We start from the raw sequence: 22,059 nt of genomic DNA, 5'->3' as shown, positions 1-22,059 counted from the left end.
CCACGCACGCGTGCCGTTCGTCGTGAGTCCGACGTCAGATGCCGTGCGGGAGGCGTACGTAGGTCACGGACGTCTCGATGCCGCTGTCGACCAGCCGGCCCTCGTCGTCGAACGCGCCCGCGCCGTCCGTCATCCCGAAGTCGTTGTCGTTGATCAGGGCAAGCGTGTCGTGGTCCACGCGCGCGATGCCCTCGATCTTCCCCGGCACACCGGCGACCGTGCCCAGGTCGACGACCAGCCGCTTGCGCAGCACCGGCACGCCCGAAGTCGCCGGGTCGTCGAGCTGCTCGAGCGACGGAGACGTCGTGTCGTCGTCCCAGCGGCTGCCGAGGATGTTCGCCGAGCGGTCCAGACGTACCAGCTGGACCCGCGCGGCCTTGTCGGTGCGCTCCTCGACCAGCAGCCGGTTCCCGCCGACGGCCACCACCGACGAGATCTTCAGCTCGGAGGTGTCGTCCTCGCTCGGGTCCACCACGTTCACCGCGTCGAAGCGGTACGCGTACTCCGCGGTGATCGCCTTCTTCTTCGGCGAGAAGCGCATCAGCCGTGTCGTGCGCGACGCCTCTCCGGCATCCGTGTCGGGCAGGGACAGCGGGCTCTGCACGGCCATCACCAGGTCGCCGCCCGGCAGCAGGGCGAGCCCTTCGAAACCGCGGTTGATCTTCCGGTGCAGCAGCACGGAGGGCAGCGCCTCCACGACCGGGTAGTCCGCGCCGGTGAGCCCGAGCCCCTGGGGCACGTACCGCGTGAGAACCTTCCCGCGCGCGGAGACGTGCACCAGGGAGGGTCCGTACTCGTCGACGAGCCAGAAACTCCCATCGGCGGCCCGGACGATGCCCTCGGTGTCCAGTCCGTTCGGGTTGTACGTGAGAGGAGTCCGCGCGTCGTAGGAGTACGGTGCCTCGTCGCGTCCCTGCTGGTTCGAAAGACCGGTGACGGCCTTGCCGGACGCCGTCGTGATCGCAATCGCGTCCAGCACCTTCACGGAGCTTGCCGTCACCCGGATCTTCACGATCGCCGGATCGAAGCCCGGCACGGGGAACGTACGGCGCTTCGTGCCGTCCACCTTGATCTGGCCGTTGGGCCCGCGGTCGGTGACCGTCCAGAACTCGCCCTTGCGGCCCGTCGGGTAGATGTCGCTGCCCATGCCGCCCAGGTCCACGCTCCGGTCGTCGCCCACGGTGCCGGGCAGCAGCGCGTTGCTGAACGCGCCGAGCGGGATGTCTCCGAGAGTGGCCGTACGCACGACGTGCGCGGTGCCGTGCCCGTCCCCGGCGCCGGCTGCGGGGCCGGCAGCCACAAGTGCCGCGATCACGGCGAGGGGTACGCCCCCTGCGACGAAACGGTGAGCACGGCGCCTGCCTGTGGCGTGCGGGGACATTCGGGCCTCCTGAGGACCAAGTTCGCTGACAGCGGCCAGATTTGGAGCCCGCGCGGAACACCGGACGACCAGAAGGTGAACGCGGAACGACGGGCGCTCGGCGAGCCGAAGACGCCGACAGGGGCATGAACTCGCCCAGAAATCAAGCCCGTTCGTCCCGAGTGGTGCCGCGCGATGGGGGTTTTCCGGTGCCCGTCACCCACGCCGTTGCCGCTGCGGGCCGGTCCTACGGTTGCTCCTCCTCCGTGTGCCGCACCGACGCCAGCGCCGTCGCCGGATCCCGCGCGGGGCCTCCCGCCGGCACCCAGCGGCCCCGTTCCTCGCGGTACGGCCACCAGCGTCCGTCCCGCCCGAGGCGCAGTTGCCCCGGTGTGCCGACGACCGTCCACCGGTTGCCCTGGGCCCGCAGGGCAGGCCGCTCCTCCTCGTCCCAGGCCGACTCCAGGGCGGCACGCGCGCGTGCGAGCGCTTCGCCCTCGACGGACCACTCCTCGTCGAGCACGGACAGCGCGGAGACACCGCCGAGTTGCCAGGCACGTACAGCCGTCGCCAACCCCTCCCGGCCGCGCCCCGATCCGTCGGCCAGCCGTTCGGTCACGCTCGTGTGGGGAGCGCCGTCGGTGAGGCGCACGGCGTCCTGTTCGAGATTCAACTCCATGTCTGCAATGTGCTGTTCCGGATCCGTCCGCAGCGCCTCCGCGAGCATGCGGTGCGCTTCCGCTGCCGTCCGGGCGGCAAGGAATTCCAAGGCGGCCGGATCGACACCGGGCGCGGGAGGGGTCTCGGTGTCCAGGGACGGCGGCACTCCCGGCTCGGCGGGCAGCTCGGGCAGGGCGGGCAGCGACGGGAGGATGTCGCCCGTCGCATAGGCCTCGGCGGCGTCCACGCCCTCGGGCTCTGACGGTTCGGGCCCGCCGGCGTCGGGCGCGGCGCTGCGGGCCTGGAGGTCGTTCAGGAGGTCGCGTTCGCCCCGTCCGCGCATCAGCAGCAGGACGAAGGGGTCCTGGTCCAGCAGCCGTGCCACCTGGTAGCAGAGGGCCGCTGTGTGTCCGCAGTGGTCCCACGCCTCGCAGCCGCACTGCGGCTCGAGATCGCCCATGCCCGGCAGCAGTTCGATGCCCGTGGCGGCCGCGTCCTCCACCAGGTGCGGCGGCATCTCGCGGTCCAGCAGCGCGGCGACATGCCCGGCCCGCTCCACGGCCATGTCCAGGAAGCGGTCCCACTCGTCCGCGGTCAGTTCCTCCAGCAGAACATCGGCCCGGTGCGCCGTACGGTCGCGGCCCTGCACCACGGCCGTGATGCGCCCCGGACGCACCGACACCGCCCCTACCGCTCCTGCCCGCGCGAGTCTGCGACCGGCCTTGAGCTGCGTCGAGTCCAGCGCGGTGTCCTCCAGCGCCTTCAACCAGGCCTGACCCCACCACGTCTGCGCGAACCCTCGCCCGTGCGCGGGCGGCAGCGCCGCGAAGGTGCGCTCCATGTCACCGTCGTACCGAGTCATCGCGTGCCCCCTCGCAGTTCCACCAGATCGGCCAGCTCCGCGTCCGTCAGCTCGGTGAGTGCCGCCTCGCCCGCGCCGAGCACCGCGTCGGCGAGCTCACGCTTGCGGCTCAGCATGTCGGCGATGCGGTCCTCGATGGTGCCCTCGGCAATCAGCCGGTGCACCTGCACGGGCCGGGTCTGGCCGATGCGGTACGCGCGGTCGGTGGCCTGTGCCTCGACGGCGGGGTTCCACCAGCGGTCGTAATGCACGACATGTTCCGCGCGGGTCAGGTTCAGGCCGGTGCCCGCGGCCTTCAACGACAGCAGGAAGACGGGCACTTCACCGTCCTGGAAGCGCTCCACCAGGGCCTCGCGCGCTGCCACCGGTGTCCCGCCGTGCAGGAACTGCGTCGGCACCCCACGGGCCGCCAGGTGCTCTTCGATGAGGCGTCCCATCCGCACGTACTGCGTGAAGATCAGGACGCTCGCCCCTTCGGCGAGGATGGTGTCGAGCAGTTCGTCCAGCAGCTCCAGCTTCCCCGAACGTCCGGCGATCGTCGGCCGCTCCTCCTTCAGGAACTGCGCCGGGTGGTTGCAGATCTGCTTCAAGCCCGTCAGCAGCTTCACGATCATTCCGCGCCGCGCCATGCTGTCGGCTTCGGAGATCTCCGCCAGCGTCTCGCGGACCACCGCCTCGTACAGACCCGCCTGTTCCGTGGTGAGGGACACCGCACGGTCGGTCTCCGTCTTGGGCGGGAGTTCCGGCGCGATCCCCGGGTCCGACTTGCGTCGGCGCAGCAGGAACGGGCGTACGAGCCGAGCGAGCCGTTCCGCGGCGGCCGGGTCCCGACCGCCCTCGACGGCCCGGGCGTAGCGCGCGCGGAAGGTGCCGAGACGGCCCAGGAGGCCCGGGGTCGTCCAGTCGAGGATCGCCCAAAGTTCCGACAGATTGTTCTCGACCGGGGTGCCGGTGAGCGCCACGCGCGCGCGTGCGCCGATGGAACGCAACGCCCGCGCGGCAGCCGAGTACGGGTTCTTCACATGCTGAGCCTCGTCCGCCACGACCATGCCCCAGGGCACCTCGGCCAGCCGGTGCGCGTCCAGGCGCATCGTGCCGTACGTGGTCAGCACGAACTCACCGTCCGCGACGGAGTCCAAGTCGCGCCGCGAGCCGTGGAAGCGACGCACGCGCGTGCCGGGCGCGAACTTCTCGATCTCGCGCTGCCAGTTGCCCATCAGGGATGTCGGACACACCACCAGCGTCGGGCCGGCGGACGAGGCGTCGGACTGCCGGTGAAGGTGCAGCGCGATCAGCGTGATCGTCTTGCCCAGGCCCATGTCGTCGGCCAGACAGCAGCCCAGACCCAGGGACGTCGTGCGGGCCAGCCAACTCAGGCCGCGCCGCTGGTAGTCGCGCAGCGTGGCCGCGAGGGCGGGCGGCTGGCCCACCGGCTCCAGTCCCTCGGGGTCCGCGAGGCGCTCTCGCAGCGCCGCCAGCCAACCCGTGGGCCGGACCTCGACCTGCCGGCCGTCCACCTCGGTGGAGCCCGTGAGCGCGGCACCCAGCGCGTCGATGGGCGTCACCTTGTGGTCCTGCTGCGCACGGGCCCGGCGCACCTCGTGCGGGTCGACGAGAACCCACTGGTCGCGCAGCCGCACCACTGGACGGTTCGCCTCCGCCAGACGGTCCAGCTCCTCGCGCGTGAGCCGCCGGTCGCCCAGTGCGAACGACCAGTTGAAGGCAAGCAGCGCGTCGGCGGACAGGAACGACGGTGTGTCCGACGAGATCCTGCCGGGCGCGGACTCGTCGTCCGGCGGACCGATCACCGCGCGGGCCGTCAGCTCGCGGGACAGTTGCCTGGGCCAGTGCACGTCCACGCCGACCCCGGCGAGATGCCGCGCGCCCGCCCCCAGGAGGTCGGTCACCTCCTCGTCGGAGAGTCCCACGACGTCCGGTACAGCTGCCGAGAGCAGCGGAGTGAGTGGAGGCCAGGCGCGGGCCGCGCGTCGCAGCGCCAGCAGGGCGTCCATCGGCGCGCGTGGGCCGAACCCGTCCGAGCCGGACCACACGTCGGCGGCGTCCGCGACCAGCGTCGGATCACTCACGCTGTGCACCTGGAGCACCGCCCGGAACGACAGCGCCGTATCGTCCTGCGTCACCTCGGCGAGGCCGGGTACCTCGAGCCGCAGCGAGAGCCGCACGCCCGCGTCGTGGCCCGCGGCGACATCGGCGGCCCACGCGCGCAGCGCGGGTACCTGCTGCGGCTCCCGCGCCGCGTAGGCGGGCCCGCCCGTCACGAGCGTCGCCGCGGGGGAGCGTGGCAGCGCGTCGGCGACGGCGTCCAGGAAGGCCCGCAGCAGCAGCTCCGGAACCGGCAGCCTCAGCGGCTGCACGCCGCTGAGCGGTACCGCGTGCGCTTCGGGTGGCATGGCGGCGGCGAGGGCACGGATGCGTTCGACGTCCTCGGGGCGCAGCGGACCGACGCGCCAGGCGTCGTGATCGTCCGCGGAGAGGCCCGGCAACATCAGTCCACGTGCCACGAGTTGCAGGGCCAGTACGGCGGCCGTGCCCCAGAAGGCCCCCGCTCGGGGCGCCTGCGCGAAGGTGCGCGCACGCGCGAGCGCGGGCAGGGCGGCACGGACCGGGAGGAGCACGGCCGGCACGCGCACCAGCTCGACACCGTCGCCGCCGGGCAGAACGACGTCCAGATCCTCGATGGATCCGGACGCGACGGGTGGTACGGCGCCGCCGTCGGCGCGCCAGAAGGCGATCCGGCCGGTGCGCGCCGGATCACCGGGCACGAAGACCGCACGGCAAAGAGCCAGTTCGGAGATCTCGGACGGTGTTGCCTCGGGAAGCCTCGGCACAGTTCTGCGACACTCCTCAAATTTGACTACCCGGGTTGGAGTGGTCGAGGGTACAGCACTCGGAAGCGTTCCGGCTTGCCTATGCTGTGACCTGGGTCACCCGTGTTCGGTATGGGTATCTCACATGTGCGGAGCCCGGGGCTCGACCGGGTGGAGCCGGCGCATCGGCCGTCCCCGGACCTTCGCAACCCGTAGGGGCCGCACCTCAGGGTCGTCTCAGGGTCGCGATTAGGAACCGCCGGCAACGCGGACCCGTTTTCAGGTCAGAGAGCGGCAGTGGCCGCGAAGGAGGCGACGCACATGTCGAAGAACGCGAAGATCGCCGCAGGAGGTGTGGCGGCCGGTCTCATCCTGCTGATCTGGCTGCCGTGGTGGGCCGCGCTCCTGATAGTCCTGGGAGTCCCGGCCGCCGCGTACCTCACGCTCGACCCGTCACAGCGGCGCAGGCTGCGCCGTGCCACGCGCAAGGAACTGGGGCGCTGATCCTCACCTGGCCGCCGGTGCGACAGGGGTGGACAGCGCGCAGGAGTTGAGCACATCCCCGCTCGCGGGCCTGCCGACGGTACGGTCCGCGGGCGGTCGGATGCCTCGCTCCACCCAGGAGACCAGCGTGTCGAACGCCGACCGGTAGCAGGGCAGGATCGGCCGGAGCCGGTCCGGGTAGGTGTCGTACAGCCCGTCGACGTGCGTGCCGCCCGCGATCGTGTAGTAGCGGTGCAGTGACCCGCGCCCGCTCGCGTCGATCATCCGCGCGTAGACATCGGAGTCGGCCGCCTTCGGCAGCAGCGCGTCCAGATCGCCGTGCAGCGTGATCAGCGGTCGGCCGACGCGCCCGGTCAGGGCGACGCGCTCCACGGCGCGACGGACCGACGCGGGGCGGGACGCGTAGTCGTACCGGGCGTCGGACGCGCACGGCGCGAGGATCTGCTCCGGCGTGCTCCCGGCGGACGGGCCAGGGCAGCCGGGGTCATAGGCCGGGTCGAACTCGGCGCGATAGATCTTCTGGGTGACCCCCCAGTAGGCCTGCTCGTGATACGGCCACAGAAACTCGGAGCCACGTGCGAAGCCGACCGCGTACAGGTCCTCATCCTGTGCGGAGCCGAGCACGCGGGCCACGGCCGTCGGCAAGGAGGTGAGGAGGCTGGGGCCGTCCGCGGTCCACAGGGCGCCCTCCCAGTCGACGCCGCCGTCGTACAGCTCGGGATGGTTCTCGAGCTGCCAGCGCGTCAGGTATCCGCCGTTGGAGATGCCGGTCATGTACGTGCGTCGCGGAGTGTGGCCGTAGCGCTGGGCCACCGCCTTGCGCGCGGCCCGCGTCAGCTGAGTGGTGCGCGTGTTCCACTCGGCGACCGCGTCACCGGGCCGTCTGCCGTCCCGGTAGAAGTCGGAGCCGCTGTTGCCCTTGTCGGTCGCCGCGTAGGCGTAGCCCAGCGCGAGCACCTGGTCGGAGATCGCCTTGTCCGTCGCGTACTGCCTGCGGGTGCCGGGGGCCCCGGTGACGACCAGCCCGCCGTTCCAGCGGTCCGGCAGCCGGATCACGAACTGCGCGTCATGACGCCAGCCATGGGTGTTGTTGAACCGAGAGGAGTCAGGGAAGTAGCCGTCGATCTGAACCCCGGGAACCCCGGACGGCGTCCGGGTGCCCCGTGCCGTCAGACCGGCCTGGTCGGCGGTGTCGGTGTAGGGCGTACCGGCGAGCCCCGCCGTGGTCAGATCCGGGAGGCAGACGGTCTGCTGGAAGGCCGCGCCGGGTGCCCGTACGCGATCCTGGTGCCCGCAGTGCTCCTCGCCAACTGCCTCGGCCATTGCGGGAGTCGGTCCGCTGAGGGCGGTGGCCAGCAGCGTGGCGGCGACGATCGGAACAGCCCTGGACAGGCGCATGGCGGTCTCCCGGCAGAGGAGATACGGGTGACATGAGAGAGCGGAATCGCGAAAGCTGCCTCATGGTGCGGGTCCGCCTCCGCGCCATCCATGGGTTGGGGCCACATGGAACGCCGCCGTCAGATGGGGCCTCGGGACAGGACCGCTGGAGAAGGCCCGCAGTGTCGCCACCATGAGCCCGATGGCCCTGGGGTCAAGGCGCGATGCGTCGCGCTCCCGGCACCGCAGCCGTGCCGAGACCCCACACCTAGCGTCCTGCCGACGCGCCACCCTCCGCCCGGCTCAGATCGGGCGGACGGCCATCTTGTCGAGGGCGTCCAGCAGCCCCGGCAGTTCCGGTCCACGGCCTACCGGCAGGACCTCGCCGGGTTCGTCGTCCAGGAGCACGAACGCGATGTCGTCGGTCCTGGCGACCAGCGACCAGCCGGGGCCGTCCGCGCGCAGGGTCCGCGCGTCACCCGGGGCGAAGGAGGACCGGACGCGGCCGAGGGGCGGCGGGGAGTCGACGTACGCCCGAGCCTCCGCGAGAACCCGCCGGATGCCGCTGTGGCCGCCCTCGCCCTCGGCGTTCTCACCCTTGTCGCCGCTCGCGGGCTGGTCGGCGTTCGCGGCCTCCGCGCCCTCGCCCTCGCTCTCGTCCGAGGTCGCGGCGGCCTCCGACGCGCCGCCCGGCGCGAACTGGGCGTCGTCGATCTGCTCCCGCCAGATCGCCCATTGCAGTGCGATCTCGTCGGCACCCAGACGCCGTTGAGCCGCGCCCCACACGCTCGTGTCCGGCGGAGTCAGCGGCGGGCCGTCGGCGATGTCGGGGGCGGGATCGTGCGGCGCGGGCACATTGGGGGCGGCGACGGCGACCGCCAGCGGCCAGCCGGGCAGCGCGGCCACGACCGTGCGTTCGTCGGGTGACAGGTCGTACTCCATGCCGCAGTCCCAGGACGCGATGGCGACGGCCACCAGGGACACGTCGTCGATGACGACCGTCCACCGGGCGCCGTCGCCGTCCTGGCCGATCACCAGGCCGTAGCCGTCGGCGAGCGGCGCGAGGCCGAGCGCCGCGCAGGCCTCCGGATAGTCGTCGCCCAGCACGCTCGGAAACTTCGCCGGCGTCAGCAACACCGCCGTGAGCACATAGAGCGCATCGTCCGCGGCGGCGACGGCCTCCTCGTCCGTCCCGGCCATCCCAGCCTCCCCATCGGTTCGTCCATCGGCGCGCACCCTAGTGCGACCGGAAGCCGCTTGTCACGACTCCCAGGCGCACCCGAGCTGCAGTTTTCCGGCCGGACGGGGCGAATCGACCGCGATTTTGCCAACACTGTCAGGCGGCCGGGAGCCCGAGCAGCGACCGGGCCACGGTCTGCGGCGACTCGTCGCGCTCCTGGGCGAGCGCGATGACGGCGCGGCACGCCAGCTCGCTCACCCCGAACGACAGTGCCTCCGGAGACACCCAGCCGGTGGCCTCGTCGATCTGGTCCTGGTCGTCCTCCGCGCAGGCCGACACGTACACGGCGGCTGCCTCGAACAGATTGTGTGTGCGCCGGTCCCCGCCGGTGTCCGGTTCCGAGCGAAAGGCACCGAAGAACCTCGCGCACGCCTTGCGCACCCTGCCCCACATACTGACCACCATCCCCCTCTTGGCTGTCCTGGTTGATCGCCCATCTCCTGGCAATCAACGTAGAGTTGGAGTCCCGGCGACAGAAGGGGGACGACGCGGTGAAGGGTCCCCGGCTCCCGGCCCTCGATGATCGTGACTCAGTCGTCGAGTGAGGCGATCGTCTCCCGCAGCCATCTGAGTTCGGCCCTGGACGTGGCCCGCGCGATGGTCAGGATGCCGCGGCGGAAGGGGTCGTCCAGCTCCTCGGCGCCCAGCGGGCGGTCGCCGTCGTAGAAGAAACTCGCGGGCTCCTCGAGGAAGGCCAGCCGACGTCGCAGTACGGCGGACTGGGCGGCCGCGTCGTCGAGGTGCCGCAGGAATGCGAGCACGGTGAACCACCGGTTCTCGTCGCTGATGTCGCGCGGGTCCGGCTCGGCGAGTCGGCGGCGCAGCTCCCGTCGTCCTTCCTCGGTCAGTGTCAGCACATGGCGCGGAGCCGCCACGGACCCGGGTGCCGTGGTCCGCGCCAGCAGGTCGGCCTTCTCCAGCCGCTTGATCGCGGGATACAGCGTGCTCTCGGCGACCGGTTTCACGTGCCCCGTCAGTGCCGCGATGCGTTTGCGCAGCTCATAGCCGTGGAGTGGGGTGTCGCAGAGGAATCCGAGGATGGCGAGCTCAAGCATGTCCACATTCTCTCCCGGCTTCGTTGTACATCGGAGTCCGCGTACACCTGTGTCTGGGTACATCGGATACTTGATACCTCGGCGACGATGTATATAGTTCGAGTAGTGAGTGCTGAAACGACTCCCAGGGGGCGCAATGAAGCAGGCCGACTTCGACGGCAAGGGCAGTCTCATCCGCTGGACGGAGACGCCGGGGGAGGAGCCCGCGCGCGTGTACGTGCACGGACTGGGGTCGGTCTCCTCCGTGTACCACGCCCACATCGCGGCCCGGCCCGAGCTCGCGGGGCGGCGAAGTCTGTTCGTCGATCTCCCCGGTCACGGCATCAGTGACCGGCCCGAGAGCTTCGGCTACACGCTGGAGGAGCACGCCGACGCGCTGGCGGCGGCGCTGGATGCGGCGGGGTTGAGCGGCGCCGAGCTGATCGCGCACAGCATGGGTGGTTCCGTCGCCATCGTGCTCGCCCACCGCCGCCCCGACCTCGTCTCCCGGCTGCTCCTCACCGAGGCCAACCTCGACGCCTCGCCCCCGCCCGCCGCAGGGAGCGCTTCGATCACCGTCTATGACGAGGAGACCTTCGTCGAAGAGGCGCACGCGCGCGTGCTGGAGGCGATCGGGCCGGCGTGGGCGGCGACCATGCGGTTGGCGGACCCGCGAGCGCTGCATCGCAGTGCCGTGGGGCTGAGGCGCGGCTCCGTGCCGATCATGCGCGACATCCTTGTGGGGCTGGCGATCGACCGGGTGTTCCTCCAAGGCGAGTCGAGCGGTGAACTCGCGGGCAGGCAAGCCCTGGAGGAGGCGGGCGTACGCGTGGTGAACGTGCCCGGCGCAGGCCACAACGTCATGCTCGACAACCCCGACGCCTTCGCCGCGGTCGTCGCCGGACAGGACTGAGCCGGCCGGGCTGAGCCGTCAGGACTCCCGTACGGCCAGCGCCAGGAAGCGGTCGTTCTCGTCGGCGTACGTCGTCATGCGCCACCCGGAACCGGCCAGCAGCGGCCGGAGGTTGGGCTCGGCCCGTAGGTCGTCCGGGGTGATCTGCCGCCCCTGCCGTGCCGCGAGCGCCGCCCTGCCGATCGGGTGGAACAGTGCGAGCATGCCACCGGGGCGCACCACCCGGGCCAACTCCCGCAGGTTCTCGGCGGGATGCGGCAGATGCGCGATGAGGCCGGCCGCGAACACGGCGTCGAGCGACTCCGACCGCAGCGGCAGCGCGGCCACGTCGGCGAGCAGCAACTGCCCGTCCGCGTCCCGTCCGGCCTGTACGGCGGCCTCCAGCATGGCCGGGGTCAGATCGGCCCCCAGTACCGCTCCCGAGGGCCCCACGGCGGCACGCAGCGGCGGCAGGGCGCGACCGGTGCCGCATCCCGCGTCCAGCACCCGAGATCCCGCGCGCAGTCCGAGCTCGGCGACCGCGGCAGCGTAGGCGGGCCCGTCGTCCGGGAACTTGCGGTCCCAGCCGTCGGCACGGGCGGTGAAGAACTCCTGCACATGTGTGTGGTCGTCGCTCATGCTCCGCATGATCCCTCACCGGCACGGATGACGCCGCTGTGCACACGTTCGAGCGTGAGGCGGTCGTTCCGGTGCATATCCACGTCATATTCCAACAGCTTTCGAAATGCGCCCCCTTCGTGCGCCCTTGCCCCGGCTAGCGTCCCGGGGCCATGGGACACCTGGACCACGCCGCCCTCGGCTGGCTGACCCCCGCTCTGTCGTACGTGATGGCCTGCACAGGCGCCGCGCTCGGCCTGCGCTGCACCGTCCGCGCCCTCGACGCCACCGGCCGGTCGCGCCGCAACTGGCTCGTCACCGCCGCCTCGGCGATCGGCACCGGCATCTGGACCATGCACTTCGTGGCCATGCTGGGCTTCAGTGTCAGCGGCACCGACATCCGCTACGACGTGCCGCTCACCATCCTGAGCCTCCTCGTCGCCATGACCGTCGTCTGCGCCGGCGTCTTCGCCGTCGGTTACAGCCGTGACCGCACCCGCGCGCTCTTCCTGGGCGGACTCACCACCGGGCTCGGCGTCGCGAGCATGCACTACCTGGGCATGGCCGCCGTACGACTCCACGGCGACATCACCTACGACCCGCTGCTCGTCGGACTCTCCGTGCTGATCGCCGTCGTCGCGGCGACGGCGGCCCTGTGGGCTGCGCTCAACATCAAGTCGCCCGTCGCCGTCACCATCGCCTCGCTGATCATGGGGGCCGCGGTCAGCAGCATGCACTACACCGGCATGTTCGCGGTCGGCGTCGACGTCACGCCCTCCGACCTGATCCTGCCCGGGGCCACGGCGATGCAGTTCATCTTCCCCCTCGCCGTCGGCCTCGGGTCCTACCTCTTCCTGACCTCCGCCTTCGTGGCGCTGTCGCCCACGACGGGCGAGCGCCAGGAGTCCGGGTCGGCCAAGCAGTCGGCACAGAGCGTCCCCGGCTAGCCGCGCGGCCGGACCGGCCCGGACCGGCGAGCCCGGGAAGTACGCCCCAACCACTTCCGAGCGAGGAGGCCATGCGCCCACCCCGTAGGACCACCGCAGCCGGCGCCGAGACGCCGTCCCCGCCCCCGGTGCGCGGCCGTCGCGCCCATGCCGGGCCCCCGGCCGACGAAGGGTCGGACGAGCCCGCGGGCCGGGAGCCGGACGATCCACCCGCGCGCGTGGTGCGTCGGCACATACGGCCGCGCACCGTACGCGCCAAGATCATCTGCCTGCTGATGGTGCCCGTCGTCTCGCTGCTGGCGCTGTGGGGCTACGCCACGGTCACCACCGCGCAGAACGTCTCCCGGCTGCGCCAGTTGCAGCACGTCGACTCCGAGATCAGGGCACCCGTCGCGGCAGCAGTGGCCGCGCTCCAGGCCGAGCGTGGCGCCGCGGTGCGCTTCGCGACCGACCCGTCGGACGGGCGCGGCGACGACTTGAGGAAGCGCGCGCGGGACACGGACAGGGTGGTGGCGCGCCTGCGGCTGGGCGAGCGCACCACGGTCGCCGACAGCGGGGAATTCCCCGCCGGAGTTGCCAGGCGCCTGGAGGCGTTCGTCAGCGGCGCGGAGCAGCTGAGCACCGTACGCGGTGACGTCCTCGACCGCCGTTCGGGATGGGACGCGGCCTACGGGCGGTACACGCGGACCATCGCGACCGCGTTCTCGGTGGACGGCGCGCTCACCGGCATCCAGGACGCGGAGCTCGGATCCGACGCGCGCGTGCTGCTCGAATTCGCCCGCGCGGGAGAGGCGTTGGCCCAGGAGGACGTTGTGCTCGACAGCGCACGTCTCGCGGGCCGCCTCGACGGAGTGCGGCTGCGGCTGTTCACCGGTGCCGTCGACACCCGCCGTACCCTCACCGAGTCCGCCACGGCCGACCTGCGCGGACCGGAAGGCGCGGCCTGGCAGCAGCTCACCGGCGGCAGGGACTACACGACCGTGCTGGCCGCCGAGGACCGGGTCCTCGCCGCCGCACCGGGCGTACAGGCCGTCGCCACGGCGACCGAGGGCACCTGGAGCAAGGCACACGCGCGCGTACAGGACGCCATGCGGACGATCGCGCAGGACGCCGGGCGCGATGTCGCCGATCGTGCCGACCCCTTCGCCCGCGGACTGCTCACCCCGGCCGGCGCCGCCGTCCTCCTCGGGCTGGTCGCCGTCGCCGCCTCACTCGTGATCTCCGTCCGCATCGGCCGCGGCCTCGTCGTCGAGCTGGTGAGCCTGCGCAACAGCGCGCTCGACATCGCCCGGCACAAACTCCCCGAAGCCATGCGGAAGCTGCGCGCCGGCGAGGAGATCGACATCCGGGCCGAGGCGCCGCCCGGACCGCCCGCCGAGGACGAGACCGGTCAGGTCGGCGAGGCCCTGGGCACCGTCCACCGTGCCGCGCTCAGTGCGGCCGTGGAGCGCGCCGAGCTCGCCAGCGGCATCTCCGGCGTCTTCGTCAATCTCGCCCGCCGCAGCCAGGTGCTCGTGCACCGCCAACTGAGCCTGCTGGACAGCATGGAGCGGCGTTCCGACGACCCGAACGAACTGAGCGACCTCTTCCGGCTCGACCACCTCACCACGCGCATGCGGCGGCACGCGGAGAGCCTGATCATCCTCTCCGGAGCGGCGCCCGGACGCGCCTGGCGGATGCCGGTCTCCCTCACCGACGTGGTCCGCGCGGCCGTCTCGGAAGTCGAGGACTACGCGCGCGTGGAGGTACGCCAGCTCCCCGAGGCGTCCGTCATCGGAGCGGCCGTCGCCGACGTCACGCACCTGCTGGCGGAACTTGTCGAGAACGCCGCCCAGTTCTCGCCTCCCCACACGCGTGTGCGCATCACCGGCGAGCCCGTCGGCAACGGATACGCCGTCGAGGTCGAGGACCGCGGCCTCGGCATGGGCAAGGAGACCCTGGCCGAGGCCAACCGGCGCATCGAACAGTCCGAGGCCCTCGACCTGTTCGACAGCGACCGCCTGGGCCTCTTCGTGGTCAGCAGGCTCGCCTCCCGGCACGGCATCAAGGTGCACCTGCGCACCTCGCCCTACGGCGGCACGACCGCGGTCGTCCTGCTGCCCACGGCCCTGCTGCACAGCGCATTGGCGGAACGTTCCCCCGGCGCCACGGCGGACGCCCCGCGGCCCGCGGAACGCGAGCACGCGCGTGTGCCCGTCACCGAACGGCACCAGGAGCCCGTCCACGCGGCCGCCGACCGGCCCGCCCTGGTGGCTCCGGCACCGGCCGCGACGCAGCCCGCGAACCACACCCCACCCTCCGGAGTCACCACCTTGAGACTGCACCGCCCACCGGAAGACTCCGAGACCTCCGACGACCTTCCACGCCGTGTGCGGCAGGCGAGCCTTGCCCCCCAACTGCGCGAGGGGCGCCCCGAGGAATCGGCAGCGGCGACCCCCTCACACGACGACCAGCGCACCCCCGAACTCGTCAGAGACCGCATGGCGGCCTACCGCGACGGATGGGCGCGCGGCGGCGGCAGGCAGCCCGGCCGCGCTGCCACCCCCGACATCCCACCGCGCGGCGACAGCAGCGAAGGAGACCCCGCATGATCCAGGATCCGAGCATGAGAGCCGCCCAGCGGTCCGGCGAACTCGACTGGTTGCTGGACGACTTGGTGCTGCGCGTGAGCGAGGTACGGCACGCCGTGGTGCTGTCCAACGACGGGCTCGCCGTGGGGGCGTCCACGGGCCTCCGCCGAGAGGACGCCGAGCATCTTGCCGCGGTCGCCTCCGGCTTCCACAGCCTGGCCAAGGGCGCGGGCCGGCACTTCGGTGCCGGCGGGGTGCGCCAGACCATGGTGGAGATGGACGACGCCTTCCTGTTCGTCGCGGCCGCGGGCGACGGCTCCTGTCTCGCCGTGCTCACCGCCGTGACCGCCGACATCGGGCTGGTGGCGTACGAGATGGCACGGCTGGTCAAGCGGGTCGGCGAGCACCTCTACACGCCCGCGCGCGCCGCCGCGCGGCCGCCCGCCGCGGGATGAGCCGGAAGGGCGGCTCACGCACATGACCGACGAGACGACGGGCGTCCCGCGCGAGCAGGGCATCCAGTGGTACGACAGCGAGGCCGGACCCCTGGTCCGCCCGTACGCCATGACCGGCGGCCGCACCAAACCCGGCCCCACCGGCATACGTTTCGATCTGATCGCCCTCGTCACGCTGTCCGCCTCCGCATCCGGAGCCGACGACGACCGCGCGCTCGGGCCGGAACACCGGGCCCTGATCGAGCTGTGCCGGCCGGAGACGCAGTCGGTCGCCGAACTCGCCGCGGGCGCCGACCTGCCCGTAGGCGTCGTCAGGGTGCTCCTCGGCGACCTCCTGGAACGGGGGCATGTCACCGTCAGCCGTCCGGTACCCCCCGCACAGCTTCCCGACGAACGGATCCTGCGCGAGGTGATCGAAGGATTGCGAGCGCTGTAGATGAGATGTCAGAACAGGAAGGAGACGGTCGCATCGGGCAAAAAGCGATCCAATCCCACGAAAGGCAGGCGCAGTTGTCATGATGCTGACTTCGCACAGTGACGTCGACCGATGCCGGCACTCCCGAGAGAAGTGATCGATGGTCTCCGAGCACTCCGACGCCTCCGACGGCGAGACGGCCGCGCTGGCGCTGAAGATACTGGTCGCCGGTGGATTCGGCGTGGGCAAGACCACCTTGGTGGGCGCGGTCAGTGAGATCAGGCCGCTGCGCACCGAGGAACTGCTCAGCCAGGCCGGTCAGTTGGTGGACGACACCGACGGTGTGGATCAGAAAGTGACCACGACCGTCGCCATGGACTTCGGACGCATCACCATCCGGTCCGGCCTGTCCCTCTACCTCTTCGGCACTCCCGGGCAGGACCGCTTCTGGTTCCTGTGGGACGAGCTGTCGCAGGGAGCACTGGGTGCCGTGGTCCTCGCGGACACCCGGCGTCTGGAGGACTGCTTCCCCGCCGTGGACTTCTTCGAGCACCGGCACATCCCGTTCGTCGTCGCCGTCAACTGCTTCTCCGGCGCCCGGACGTACGGCGCCCAGGACGTCTCACGCGCCCTCGACCTGGACCGGGGAACGCCGGTCGTGCTCTGTGACGCTCGGGACCGCGACTCGGGGAAGGAGGTGCTGATCCGACTCGTCGAGTACGCCGGGCGGATGCACACCGCCCGGCTGCTCAACTCGGTCGGCTGACCGGCGTCGGCCGGTCGGCACCGGGGCGCCGACCGGCCTTCTGCCTGCCGTCAGTCGGCGACGTCCTGCTCCGCCAGCACCTTGTCGATCGTGACGCGGACGAGGAGTTCACCCGGGACGCCGTTGCGTTTCCCGAACTCCTCCGCGCGCTCCTCGCCCATGTAGCGCGCCCCGATCCGACCCGCCCAGTGCCTCAACTCATCGAGATCCTCCGAGAGCTGGGCCCGTCCCTGGAGCACCACGAAGGAGTACGGCGGCCGGTCGTCGTCCACGCACAGCGCCACCCGGCCGTCACGGGCCAGATTGCGGCCCTTCACGCTCGACTTGCCGGTGTTGAAGATCAGGTCTTCGCCGTCGAGTACGAACCAGATCGGCGTCACATGCGGACTGCCGTCCGCGCGCACCGTCGAGAGCTTTGCGGTCCGCGTGCCGTGCGAGACGAACGCCCGCCATTCCTCATCGGTCATCTTCTTCGCCATGCCCCCATCCTCCTTGCCCATGGGCCGGATTGTCGGGAAGGCTGGCGAAGAGATCCTCCGGTGCAGGGGGAGACATCTACACGGGGAGACCGCATCATGGCGCAGAACCAGGGGCTTGACTGGCTGCTGGACGACCTGACGGAGCGTGTCGATCATGTGCGGCACGCGCTGGTGCTGTCCAACGACGGTCTGGTGACCGGCGCCAGTACCGGACTGCGACGCGAGGACGCCGAGCACCTCGCCGCCGTCTCGTCCGGACTGCACAGCCTGGCCAAGGGCTCGGGACGGCACTTCGGCGCGGGCCGAGTGCGTCAGACGATGGTCGAGTTCGACGACGCCGTGCTGTTCGTCACCGCGGCGGGCACCGGCAGCTGCCTGTGCGTCCTCAGTGGCGCGGAAGCCGACATCGGCCAGATCGCCTACGAGATGACGCTGCTTGTCAACCGGGTCGGCGAGCATCTCGACGTGGACGCCCGACAGCCCGAACGGGCACCGCTCACAGACCTCTGACCTGCCCATTCGACCTCACCCGTGGAGTTATCCACAGGCCGGCCCGAAGATCCGGCGAACCGGTTACGGTTTTTGTCACGGCGAGCGCACGGAGCGTGAGCCACTGACCGCACGGGGGAGATCGGCCATGTCGGGCGACACCATCACGACCACGCACCGCCTTGCCTGCACGCCAAGTCGCGCGGCCCGGGAACTGGGTCTGAAGCGAGGGGAGTTGGACCTCGCCCTTCACCTCGGGCTCATCCGGACCGTGCCCGACGAGGGAGGCGGGGGCCGCCGTGTCCCACGGTCCGAGATCGACCGGGTGAGTTCGGGGGACGGCTTCCCGGACACGTTGCTGGACCGTGTGAAGGTCGTGGGCACGACGCAGGGCGCGGACGTCATGGGCGTGCCCGCCGGCAGGTTCACGCGACTCGCCCGTCTGGGCCTGGTGGTGCCGGTCACCTTCTACCTGAACCGCTATCGAGCCGTGGTCTGGCTGTATCTGGCCGAGGAGTTGAAGCGGTTCGCCACCGACGAGAAGAACGCCTCACTGCTGAACGACCGCCGTATGCCCGAAGGGCTGCGCGCCATGCTGGACGCGGGCGTGGATCTGCGTCCTCGCAACTGGCGCGGACGCCACCGTGGATTCCTGCTGCGGCCGGCCGAGGACCCATGGGAGCGCGCCGGGGCACTGGCCGCCTTCCTCGATCCCGTCCAGATCGCGGAGATCGTCCCGGACCCCTATGAGCGCTCCCGTCTGAACCGCTTCCGGCCGGGGCCGCCGGCATCCGGTACTCCGGGTTCGCCCTTCGGGCTCATCGCCGAGAGGATCATGACGGCCGACGACCCGGACGAGATCGGCCTGCTGCGGGCCGACCTGACGGCGGTGCTGGACGAGGCGCGCCGGGTACGGCCCGCGCCGCGTCCCACGGGTGAACGGCCCCCGGCACCGGCGCATCCAAGGCAGCTCGGCTCGCCCCGGCCCGAGGAGCCGGCACCGCCCCGCGGACTGCTGAGCCGGTTCCGGCGCAGAACTCCATGGGCTACAGCGCTCTGAACAGTCCCTCCTGGACGACGGACACCAGCAGGCGTCCCTCCAGGTCGTAGATCCGTCCACGGGCGAGGCCCCGGCCACCCGTCGCGATCGGCGACTCCTGGTCGTACAGGAACCACTCGTCCGCGCGGAACGGCCGATGGAACCACATGGCGTGGTCCAGCGACGCGATGTCGAAGCTGCGCGGGCCCCAGAGAGGTTCGACCGGGATGCGGACGGCGTCCAGGAGCGTCATGTCGCTTGCGTAGGTCAGCGCGCAGGTGTGCACGACCGGATCGTCGCCCAGCGGCCCGACCGCGCGCATCCACACCGCGCTGCGCGGCTCGGCGTCCTTGACGTCCTCCTTGGTCCAGCGCAGCCGGTCGACATAGCGGATGTCGAAGGGCTGACGCCGGGCCATCCGCTCCAACTGCTCCGGCAGCCTGCCCAGATGCTCCCGGATCTCGTCGGTGACCGTCGGCAGCGACTCCGGGACCGGGACCTTCCGGGCCGGCGGCAGCTGGTGCTCGAAGCTCCCCTGCTCAGGCTTGTGAAAGGAGGCGGTGAGATTGAAGATCGTGCGGCCCTGCTGCACGGCGGTGACCCGCCGGGTCGTGAACGACCTGCCGTCCCGCACTCGTTCGACCTGGTACACGATCGGCACGCCGGGCCGCCCCGGGCGCAGGAAGTACGCGTGCAACGAGTGCACGGGGCGGTCGCCGTCCGTGGTGCGTGCGGCGGCGACCAACGCCTGGCCGGCCACCTGGCCGCCGAAGACCCGCTGCAGGGATTCCTGCGGGCTGCGGCCCCGGAAGATGTTGACCTCGATCTGCTCCAGGTCGAGCAGGTCGACGAGCCTCTCGGCCGGGTTGGTCGTCATGGGTGGGAGTCTCCTGTGCTCAGAGCTGGCCTACGTCGGTGACGCGGACCACGGCTCGGCCCTCCGCGTCGGAGGCGGCGAGGTCGACCTCCGCACTGATGCCCCAGTCATGGTCGTCGCTCGGGTCGTCGAAGATCTGGCGGACCCGCCACAGCCGATTCGCCGGCTCCTCCTCGATCACCAGGAGCTTGGGGCCGCGCGCGTCCGGTCCGGTGCCGAGGTCGTCGTACTCGTCCCAGTACTTGTCCATCGCCTCGCCCCAGGCCTCGGCGTCCCAGCCGGCATCGGCGTCCATCTCGCCCAGCTCCTCGACCTGGTCGAGCGCGGCGAGCTCGACGCGACGGAACATGGCGTTGCGGACCAGGACGCGGAAGGCGCGCGCGTTGGTGGTGACCGGCTTGACCTCGTCGGCCTTCTCCTGGGCCTCCTCGGCGGTCATCTCCTCGGGGTTGGCGAGCTGTTCCCACTCGTCGAGCAGGCTGGAGTCGACCTGGCGCACCATCTCGCCGAGCCACTCGATCAGGTCCTGCAGGTCCTCGGACTTCAGGTCGTCCGGGATGTTGTGGTCGAGGGTCTTGAAGGCGCTGGCGAGGTAGCGCAGCACGATGCCCTCGGTGCGGGCCAGCTCGTAGAAGGACACCAACTCCGTGAAGGACATCGCCCGTTCGTACATGTCCCGGATCACGGACTTCGGCGACAGCGGATGGTCGCCGACCCAGGGGTGGCTCTTGCGGTACGTGTTGTACGCGTGGAAGAGCAGTTCCTCCAGAGGCTTCGGGTAGCTGATGTCCTGGAGGCGCTCCATGCGCTCCTCGTACTCGACGCCGTCCGCCTTCATCGCGGCCACGGCCTCGCCCTTCGCCTTGTTCAGCTGGGCGACGAGGATCTGCCGCGGATCGTCCAGGGTGGACTCGACGACGGACACCATGTCGAGGGCGTAGGAAGGCGACTCCGGGTCCAGCAGCTCGAACGCGGCCAGCGCGAAGGTGGACAGCGGCTGGTTGAGCGCGAAGTCCTGCTGGAGGTCGACCGTGAGCCGGGCGATGCGGCCGGAGGCGTCCGGTTCGTCGAGCTTCTCGACGATGCCGCCGTCCAGCAGCGAGCGGTAGATCGCGATGGCCCGCCGGATGTGCCGCAACTGCTGCTTGCGCGGCTCGTGGTTGTCCTCCAGCAGATGCCGCATCGCCTCGAAGGCGTTGCCCGGCCGGGCGATCACCGACAGCAGCATGGTGTGCGTCACCCGGAAACGGGAGGTCAGCGGCTCGGGCTCGGAGGCGATGAGCTTCTCGAAGGTGTTCTCCGTCCAGGCGACGAAGCCCTCGGGAGCCTTCTTGCGGACGACCTTGCGGCGCTTCTTCGGGTCGTCGCCCGCCTTGGCGAGCGCCTTCTCGTTCTCGATGACATGCTCGGGCGCCTGGGCCACGACGAAGCCCGCCGTGTCGAAGCCGGCGCGTCCGGCGCGGCCGGCGATCTGGTGGAACTCACGGGCGCGCAGGGTGCGCACACGGCTGCCGTCGTACTTGGTCAGAGCCGTGAACAGCACCGTGCGAATGGGGACGTTGACCCCCACACCGAGCGTGTCCGTGCCGCAGATGACCTTCAGCAGACCGGCCTGCGCGAGCTTCTCCACGAGGCGCCGGTACTTCGGCAGCATCCCGGCGTGATGCACACCGATGCCGTGCCGGACGTAACGGGAGAGGTTGCGGCCGAACTTGGTGGTGAAGCGGAAGTTGCCGATCAGCTCGGCGATCTGTTCCTTCTCCTCGCGCGAGCACATGTTGATGCTCATCAGCGCCTGCGCCCGCTCCACGGCCTGCGCCTGCGTGAAGTGCACGATGTAGACCGGCGCCTGCTTGGTCTCCAGCAGTTCGGTCAGGGTCTCGGTGAGCGGGGTGAACTTGTACTCGTAGGACAGCGGCACGGGGCGGGTGGCCGAGCGGACCACCGACGTCGGGCGGCCCGTGCGCCGGGTGAGGTCCTGCTCGAACATCGAGACATCGCCGAGGGTGGCCGACATCAGGATGAACTGTGCCTGCGGCAGCTCCAGGATCGGGATCTGCCAGGCCCAGCCGCGGTCCCCCTCCGCGTAGAAGTGGAACTCGTCCATGACGACCTGGCCGACGTCCGCCTGCTTGCCGTCGCGCAGCGCGATCGACGCGAGCACCTCGGCGGTGCAGCAGATGACCGGAGCGTCGGCGTTGACGGACGCGTCGCCGGTCAGCATGCCCACGTTCTCGGTGCCGAAGATCTTGCACAGCTCGAAGAACTTCTCCGACACGAGCGCCTTGATCGGAGCGGTGTAGAAGGTGACCTCGTCCCGGGCCAGCGCGGCGAAGTGGGCGCCCGCGGCGATCATGCTCTTGCCGGAGCCGGTGGGCGTCGACACGATCACGTTCGCACCGGAGACCACCTCGATCAGCGCCTCCTCCTGGTGGGGGTAGAGCGTGAGCCCACGCTCCTCGGCCCACGACTCGAAGGCTTCGTAGAGGGCGTCGGGGTCGGCGGTCGGCGGCAGCTGATCGATGAGGGTCACCCGACCATCTTGCCTGCCCTCCTCCCCCATAGGGGAATCGGCTGCGAGCACGAAGATCGCGAACGCTACGCTGTGTCGCCGACAACACGTCAGCGAACCAGGTCAACTGGACAG

20 protein-coding genes are annotated in these 22,059 nt (G+C 70.9%); 9 read left to right on the top strand and 11 right to left on the bottom strand.

Annotation, left to right across the window (positions count from 1 at the left end; genetic code table 11):
• Positions 1-34 precede the first annotated feature (34 nt).
• The 3 genes from ACFQ6S_RS36420 to ACFQ6S_RS36410 form a co-directional block, all read right to left on the bottom strand.
• Complete coding sequence (locus tag ACFQ6S_RS36420) at positions 35-1,381, bottom strand: esterase-like activity of phytase family protein (RefSeq protein WP_383419266.1); 1,347 nt, start codon at positions 1,379-1,381, stop codon at positions 35-37.
• Positions 1,382-1,607: 226 nt separating this feature from the next.
• Positions 1,608-2,882 carry an SWF or SNF family helicase gene (locus ACFQ6S_RS36415; protein ID WP_383419264.1) on the bottom strand — a complete coding sequence of 425 codons (1,275 nt, stop codon included), beginning with the start codon at positions 2,880-2,882 and terminating at the stop codon, positions 1,608-1,610.
• Positions 2,879-5,731 carry an SNF2-related protein gene (locus ACFQ6S_RS36410; RefSeq protein ID WP_383419262.1) on the bottom strand — a complete coding sequence of 951 codons (2,853 nt, stop codon included), beginning with the start codon at positions 5,729-5,731 and terminating at the stop codon, positions 2,879-2,881. The genes ACFQ6S_RS36415 and ACFQ6S_RS36410 overlap by 4 nt, the downstream gene beginning before the upstream one ends.
• 300 nt (positions 5,732-6,031) lie before the next feature.
• Between ACFQ6S_RS36410 and ACFQ6S_RS36405 the strand changes: the two genes are divergently transcribed.
• Positions 6,032-6,214 carry a hypothetical protein gene (locus ACFQ6S_RS36405; protein ID WP_062704261.1) on the top strand — a complete coding sequence of 61 codons (183 nt, stop codon included), beginning with the start codon at positions 6,032-6,034 and terminating at the stop codon, positions 6,212-6,214.
• A gap of 3 nt (positions 6,215-6,217) precedes the next feature.
• Here the strand turns inward: ACFQ6S_RS36405 and ACFQ6S_RS36400 are convergent, their stop codons facing one another.
• The 4 genes from ACFQ6S_RS36400 to ACFQ6S_RS36385 all read right to left on the bottom strand — a co-directional run bounded on the left by ACFQ6S_RS36400 (position 6,218) and on the right by ACFQ6S_RS36385 (position 9,886).
• Positions 6,218-7,612 (bottom strand): tannase/feruloyl esterase family alpha/beta hydrolase, encoded by a 1,395-nt coding sequence (locus ACFQ6S_RS36400; protein ID WP_383419259.1) that lies wholly within the window; start codon positions 7,610-7,612, stop codon positions 6,218-6,220.
• A 282-nt stretch (positions 7,613-7,894) separates the two neighbouring features.
• The gene (locus ACFQ6S_RS36395) at positions 7,895-8,791 is read right to left on the bottom strand and encodes a hypothetical protein (RefSeq protein WP_383419257.1); all 897 of its coding nucleotides are present in this window, start codon (positions 8,789-8,791) and stop codon (positions 7,895-7,897) included.
• A 136-nt stretch (positions 8,792-8,927) separates the two neighbouring features.
• Positions 8,928-9,224 carry a hypothetical protein gene (locus ACFQ6S_RS36390; protein ID WP_383419255.1) on the bottom strand — a complete coding sequence of 99 codons (297 nt, stop codon included), beginning with the start codon at positions 9,222-9,224 and terminating at the stop codon, positions 8,928-8,930.
• Positions 9,225-9,361: 137 nt separating this feature from the next.
• Positions 9,362-9,886 (bottom strand): PadR family transcriptional regulator, encoded by a 525-nt coding sequence (locus tag ACFQ6S_RS36385; protein WP_383419253.1) that lies wholly within the window; start codon positions 9,884-9,886, stop codon positions 9,362-9,364.
• Between the two features lie 136 nt (positions 9,887-10,022).
• On the opposite strand from ACFQ6S_RS36385, the gene ACFQ6S_RS36380 reads away from it, so the two are divergent.
• Positions 10,023-10,778: an alpha/beta fold hydrolase gene (locus tag ACFQ6S_RS36380; RefSeq protein ID WP_383419251.1), complete on the top strand. Its 756-nt coding sequence runs from the start codon at positions 10,023-10,025 to the stop codon at positions 10,776-10,778.
• 18 nt (positions 10,779-10,796) lie between these two features.
• Here ACFQ6S_RS36380 and ACFQ6S_RS36375 read toward each other — a convergent pair whose 3' ends face one another.
• A complete protein-coding gene (locus ACFQ6S_RS36375; RefSeq protein WP_383419249.1) occupies positions 10,797-11,396 on the bottom strand; it encodes a class I SAM-dependent methyltransferase in 600 nt (199 codons plus the stop codon).
• 152 nt (positions 11,397-11,548) lie between these two features.
• Between ACFQ6S_RS36375 and ACFQ6S_RS36370 the strand changes: the two genes are divergently transcribed.
• From ACFQ6S_RS36370 to ACFQ6S_RS36350, 5 genes are all read left to right on the top strand, one after another.
• Positions 11,549-12,322 carry an MHYT domain-containing protein gene (locus tag ACFQ6S_RS36370; RefSeq protein ID WP_383419247.1) on the top strand — a complete coding sequence of 258 codons (774 nt, stop codon included), beginning with the start codon at positions 11,549-11,551 and terminating at the stop codon, positions 12,320-12,322.
• Positions 12,323-12,393: 71 nt separating this feature from the next.
• Positions 12,394-14,913 carry a nitrate- and nitrite sensing domain-containing protein gene (locus ACFQ6S_RS36365; RefSeq protein WP_383419245.1) on the top strand — a complete coding sequence of 840 codons (2,520 nt, stop codon included), beginning with the start codon at positions 12,394-12,396 and terminating at the stop codon, positions 14,911-14,913.
• Complete coding sequence (locus ACFQ6S_RS36360) at positions 14,910-15,347, top strand: roadblock/LC7 domain-containing protein (RefSeq protein WP_383419243.1); 438 nt, start codon at positions 14,910-14,912, stop codon at positions 15,345-15,347. Before ACFQ6S_RS36365 ends, ACFQ6S_RS36360 begins: the two co-directional genes overlap by 4 nt.
• Positions 15,348-15,369: 22 nt before the next feature.
• On the top strand, positions 15,370-15,783 hold the full coding sequence (locus ACFQ6S_RS36355; RefSeq protein ID WP_383419241.1) for a DUF742 domain-containing protein: 414 nt from the start codon (positions 15,370-15,372) through the stop codon (positions 15,781-15,783).
• Positions 15,784-15,922: 139 nt separating this feature from the next.
• On the top strand, positions 15,923-16,528 hold the full coding sequence (locus tag ACFQ6S_RS36350) for an ATP/GTP-binding protein (protein ID WP_383419239.1): 606 nt from the start codon (positions 15,923-15,925) through the stop codon (positions 16,526-16,528).
• Between the two features lie 50 nt (positions 16,529-16,578).
• On the opposite strand, the gene ACFQ6S_RS36345 is transcribed toward ACFQ6S_RS36350, so the two are convergent.
• The gene (locus ACFQ6S_RS36345; protein ID WP_383419237.1) at positions 16,579-17,007 is read right to left on the bottom strand and encodes a PPOX class F420-dependent oxidoreductase; all 429 of its coding nucleotides are present in this window, start codon (positions 17,005-17,007) and stop codon (positions 16,579-16,581) included.
• A gap of 96 nt (positions 17,008-17,103) precedes the next feature.
• Between ACFQ6S_RS36345 and ACFQ6S_RS36340 the strand changes: the two genes are divergently transcribed.
• Both ACFQ6S_RS36340 and ACFQ6S_RS36335 read left to right on the top strand, forming a co-directional pair.
• Positions 17,104-17,517, top strand: coding sequence for a roadblock/LC7 domain-containing protein (locus ACFQ6S_RS36340; RefSeq protein WP_383419235.1), 414 nt, complete (start codon positions 17,104-17,106; stop codon positions 17,515-17,517).
• A gap of 127 nt (positions 17,518-17,644) precedes the next feature.
• Complete coding sequence (locus tag ACFQ6S_RS36335; protein ID WP_383419234.1) at positions 17,645-18,556, top strand: DUF6397 family protein; 912 nt, start codon at positions 17,645-17,647, stop codon at positions 18,554-18,556.
• Here ACFQ6S_RS36335 and ACFQ6S_RS36330 read toward each other — a convergent pair.
• Complete coding sequence (locus ACFQ6S_RS36330; protein WP_383419233.1) at positions 18,543-19,412, bottom strand: acyl-CoA thioesterase; 870 nt, start codon at positions 19,410-19,412, stop codon at positions 18,543-18,545. The two genes, ACFQ6S_RS36335 and ACFQ6S_RS36330, sit on opposite strands and share 14 nt — an antisense overlap.
• 19 nt (positions 19,413-19,431) lie before the next feature.
• Positions 19,432-21,945, bottom strand: a complete 2,514-nt coding sequence (locus tag ACFQ6S_RS36325) for a DEAD/DEAH box helicase (RefSeq protein ID WP_383419231.1) — start codon at positions 21,943-21,945, stop codon at positions 19,432-19,434.
• Positions 21,946-22,059: the final 114 nt, after the last annotated feature.

It is taken from the genome of Streptomyces sp. NPDC056479, from assembly GCF_042795335.1.
Taxonomy (GTDB): Bacteria; Actinomycetota; Actinomycetes; order Streptomycetales; family Streptomycetaceae; genus Streptomyces.
This window is presented reverse-complemented; position numbering and strand designations above follow the sequence as displayed.

What these genes read in the sequence shown, in the direction of transcription:
- ACFQ6S_RS36420 (WP_383419266.1), bottom strand. Translation starts at nt 1,381, where the DNA reads ATGTCCCCGCACGCCACAGGCAGGCGCCGTGCTCACCGTTTCGTCGCA.
- ACFQ6S_RS36415 (WP_383419264.1), bottom strand. Translation starts at nt 2,882, where the DNA reads ATGACTCGGTACGACGGTGACATGGAGCGCACCTTCGCGGCGCTGCCG.
- ACFQ6S_RS36405 (WP_062704261.1), top strand. Translation starts at nt 6,032, where the DNA reads ATGTCGAAGAACGCGAAGATCGCCGCAGGAGGTGTGGCGGCCGGTCTC.
- ACFQ6S_RS36400 (WP_383419259.1), bottom strand. Translation starts at nt 7,612, where the DNA reads ATGCGCCTGTCCAGGGCTGTTCCGATCGTCGCCGCCACGCTGCTGGCC.
- ACFQ6S_RS36395 (WP_383419257.1), bottom strand. Translation starts at nt 8,791, where the DNA reads ATGGCCGGGACGGACGAGGAGGCCGTCGCCGCCGCGGACGATGCGCTC.
- ACFQ6S_RS36390 (WP_383419255.1), bottom strand. Translation starts at nt 9,224, where the DNA reads ATGTGGGGCAGGGTGCGCAAGGCGTGCGCGAGGTTCTTCGGTGCCTTT.
- ACFQ6S_RS36385 (WP_383419253.1), bottom strand. Translation starts at nt 9,886, where the DNA reads ATGCTTGAGCTCGCCATCCTCGGATTCCTCTGCGACACCCCACTCCAC.
- ACFQ6S_RS36380 (WP_383419251.1), top strand. Translation starts at nt 10,023, where the DNA reads ATGAAGCAGGCCGACTTCGACGGCAAGGGCAGTCTCATCCGCTGGACG.
- ACFQ6S_RS36375 (WP_383419249.1), bottom strand. Translation starts at nt 11,396, where the DNA reads ATGAGCGACGACCACACACATGTGCAGGAGTTCTTCACCGCCCGTGCC.
- ACFQ6S_RS36370 (WP_383419247.1), top strand. Translation starts at nt 11,549, where the DNA reads ATGGGACACCTGGACCACGCCGCCCTCGGCTGGCTGACCCCCGCTCTG.
- ACFQ6S_RS36365 (WP_383419245.1), top strand. Translation starts at nt 12,394, where the DNA reads ATGCGCCCACCCCGTAGGACCACCGCAGCCGGCGCCGAGACGCCGTCC.
- ACFQ6S_RS36360 (WP_383419243.1), top strand. Translation starts at nt 14,910, where the DNA reads ATGATCCAGGATCCGAGCATGAGAGCCGCCCAGCGGTCCGGCGAACTC.
- ACFQ6S_RS36355 (WP_383419241.1), top strand. Translation starts at nt 15,370, where the DNA reads ATGACCGACGAGACGACGGGCGTCCCGCGCGAGCAGGGCATCCAGTGG.
- ACFQ6S_RS36350 (WP_383419239.1), top strand. Translation starts at nt 15,923, where the DNA reads ATGGTCTCCGAGCACTCCGACGCCTCCGACGGCGAGACGGCCGCGCTG.
- ACFQ6S_RS36345 (WP_383419237.1), bottom strand. Translation starts at nt 17,007, where the DNA reads ATGGCGAAGAAGATGACCGATGAGGAATGGCGGGCGTTCGTCTCGCAC.
- ACFQ6S_RS36340 (WP_383419235.1), top strand. Translation starts at nt 17,104, where the DNA reads ATGGCGCAGAACCAGGGGCTTGACTGGCTGCTGGACGACCTGACGGAG.
- ACFQ6S_RS36335 (WP_383419234.1), top strand. Translation starts at nt 17,645, where the DNA reads ATGTCGGGCGACACCATCACGACCACGCACCGCCTTGCCTGCACGCCA.
- ACFQ6S_RS36330 (WP_383419233.1), bottom strand. Translation starts at nt 19,412, where the DNA reads ATGACGACCAACCCGGCCGAGAGGCTCGTCGACCTGCTCGACCTGGAG.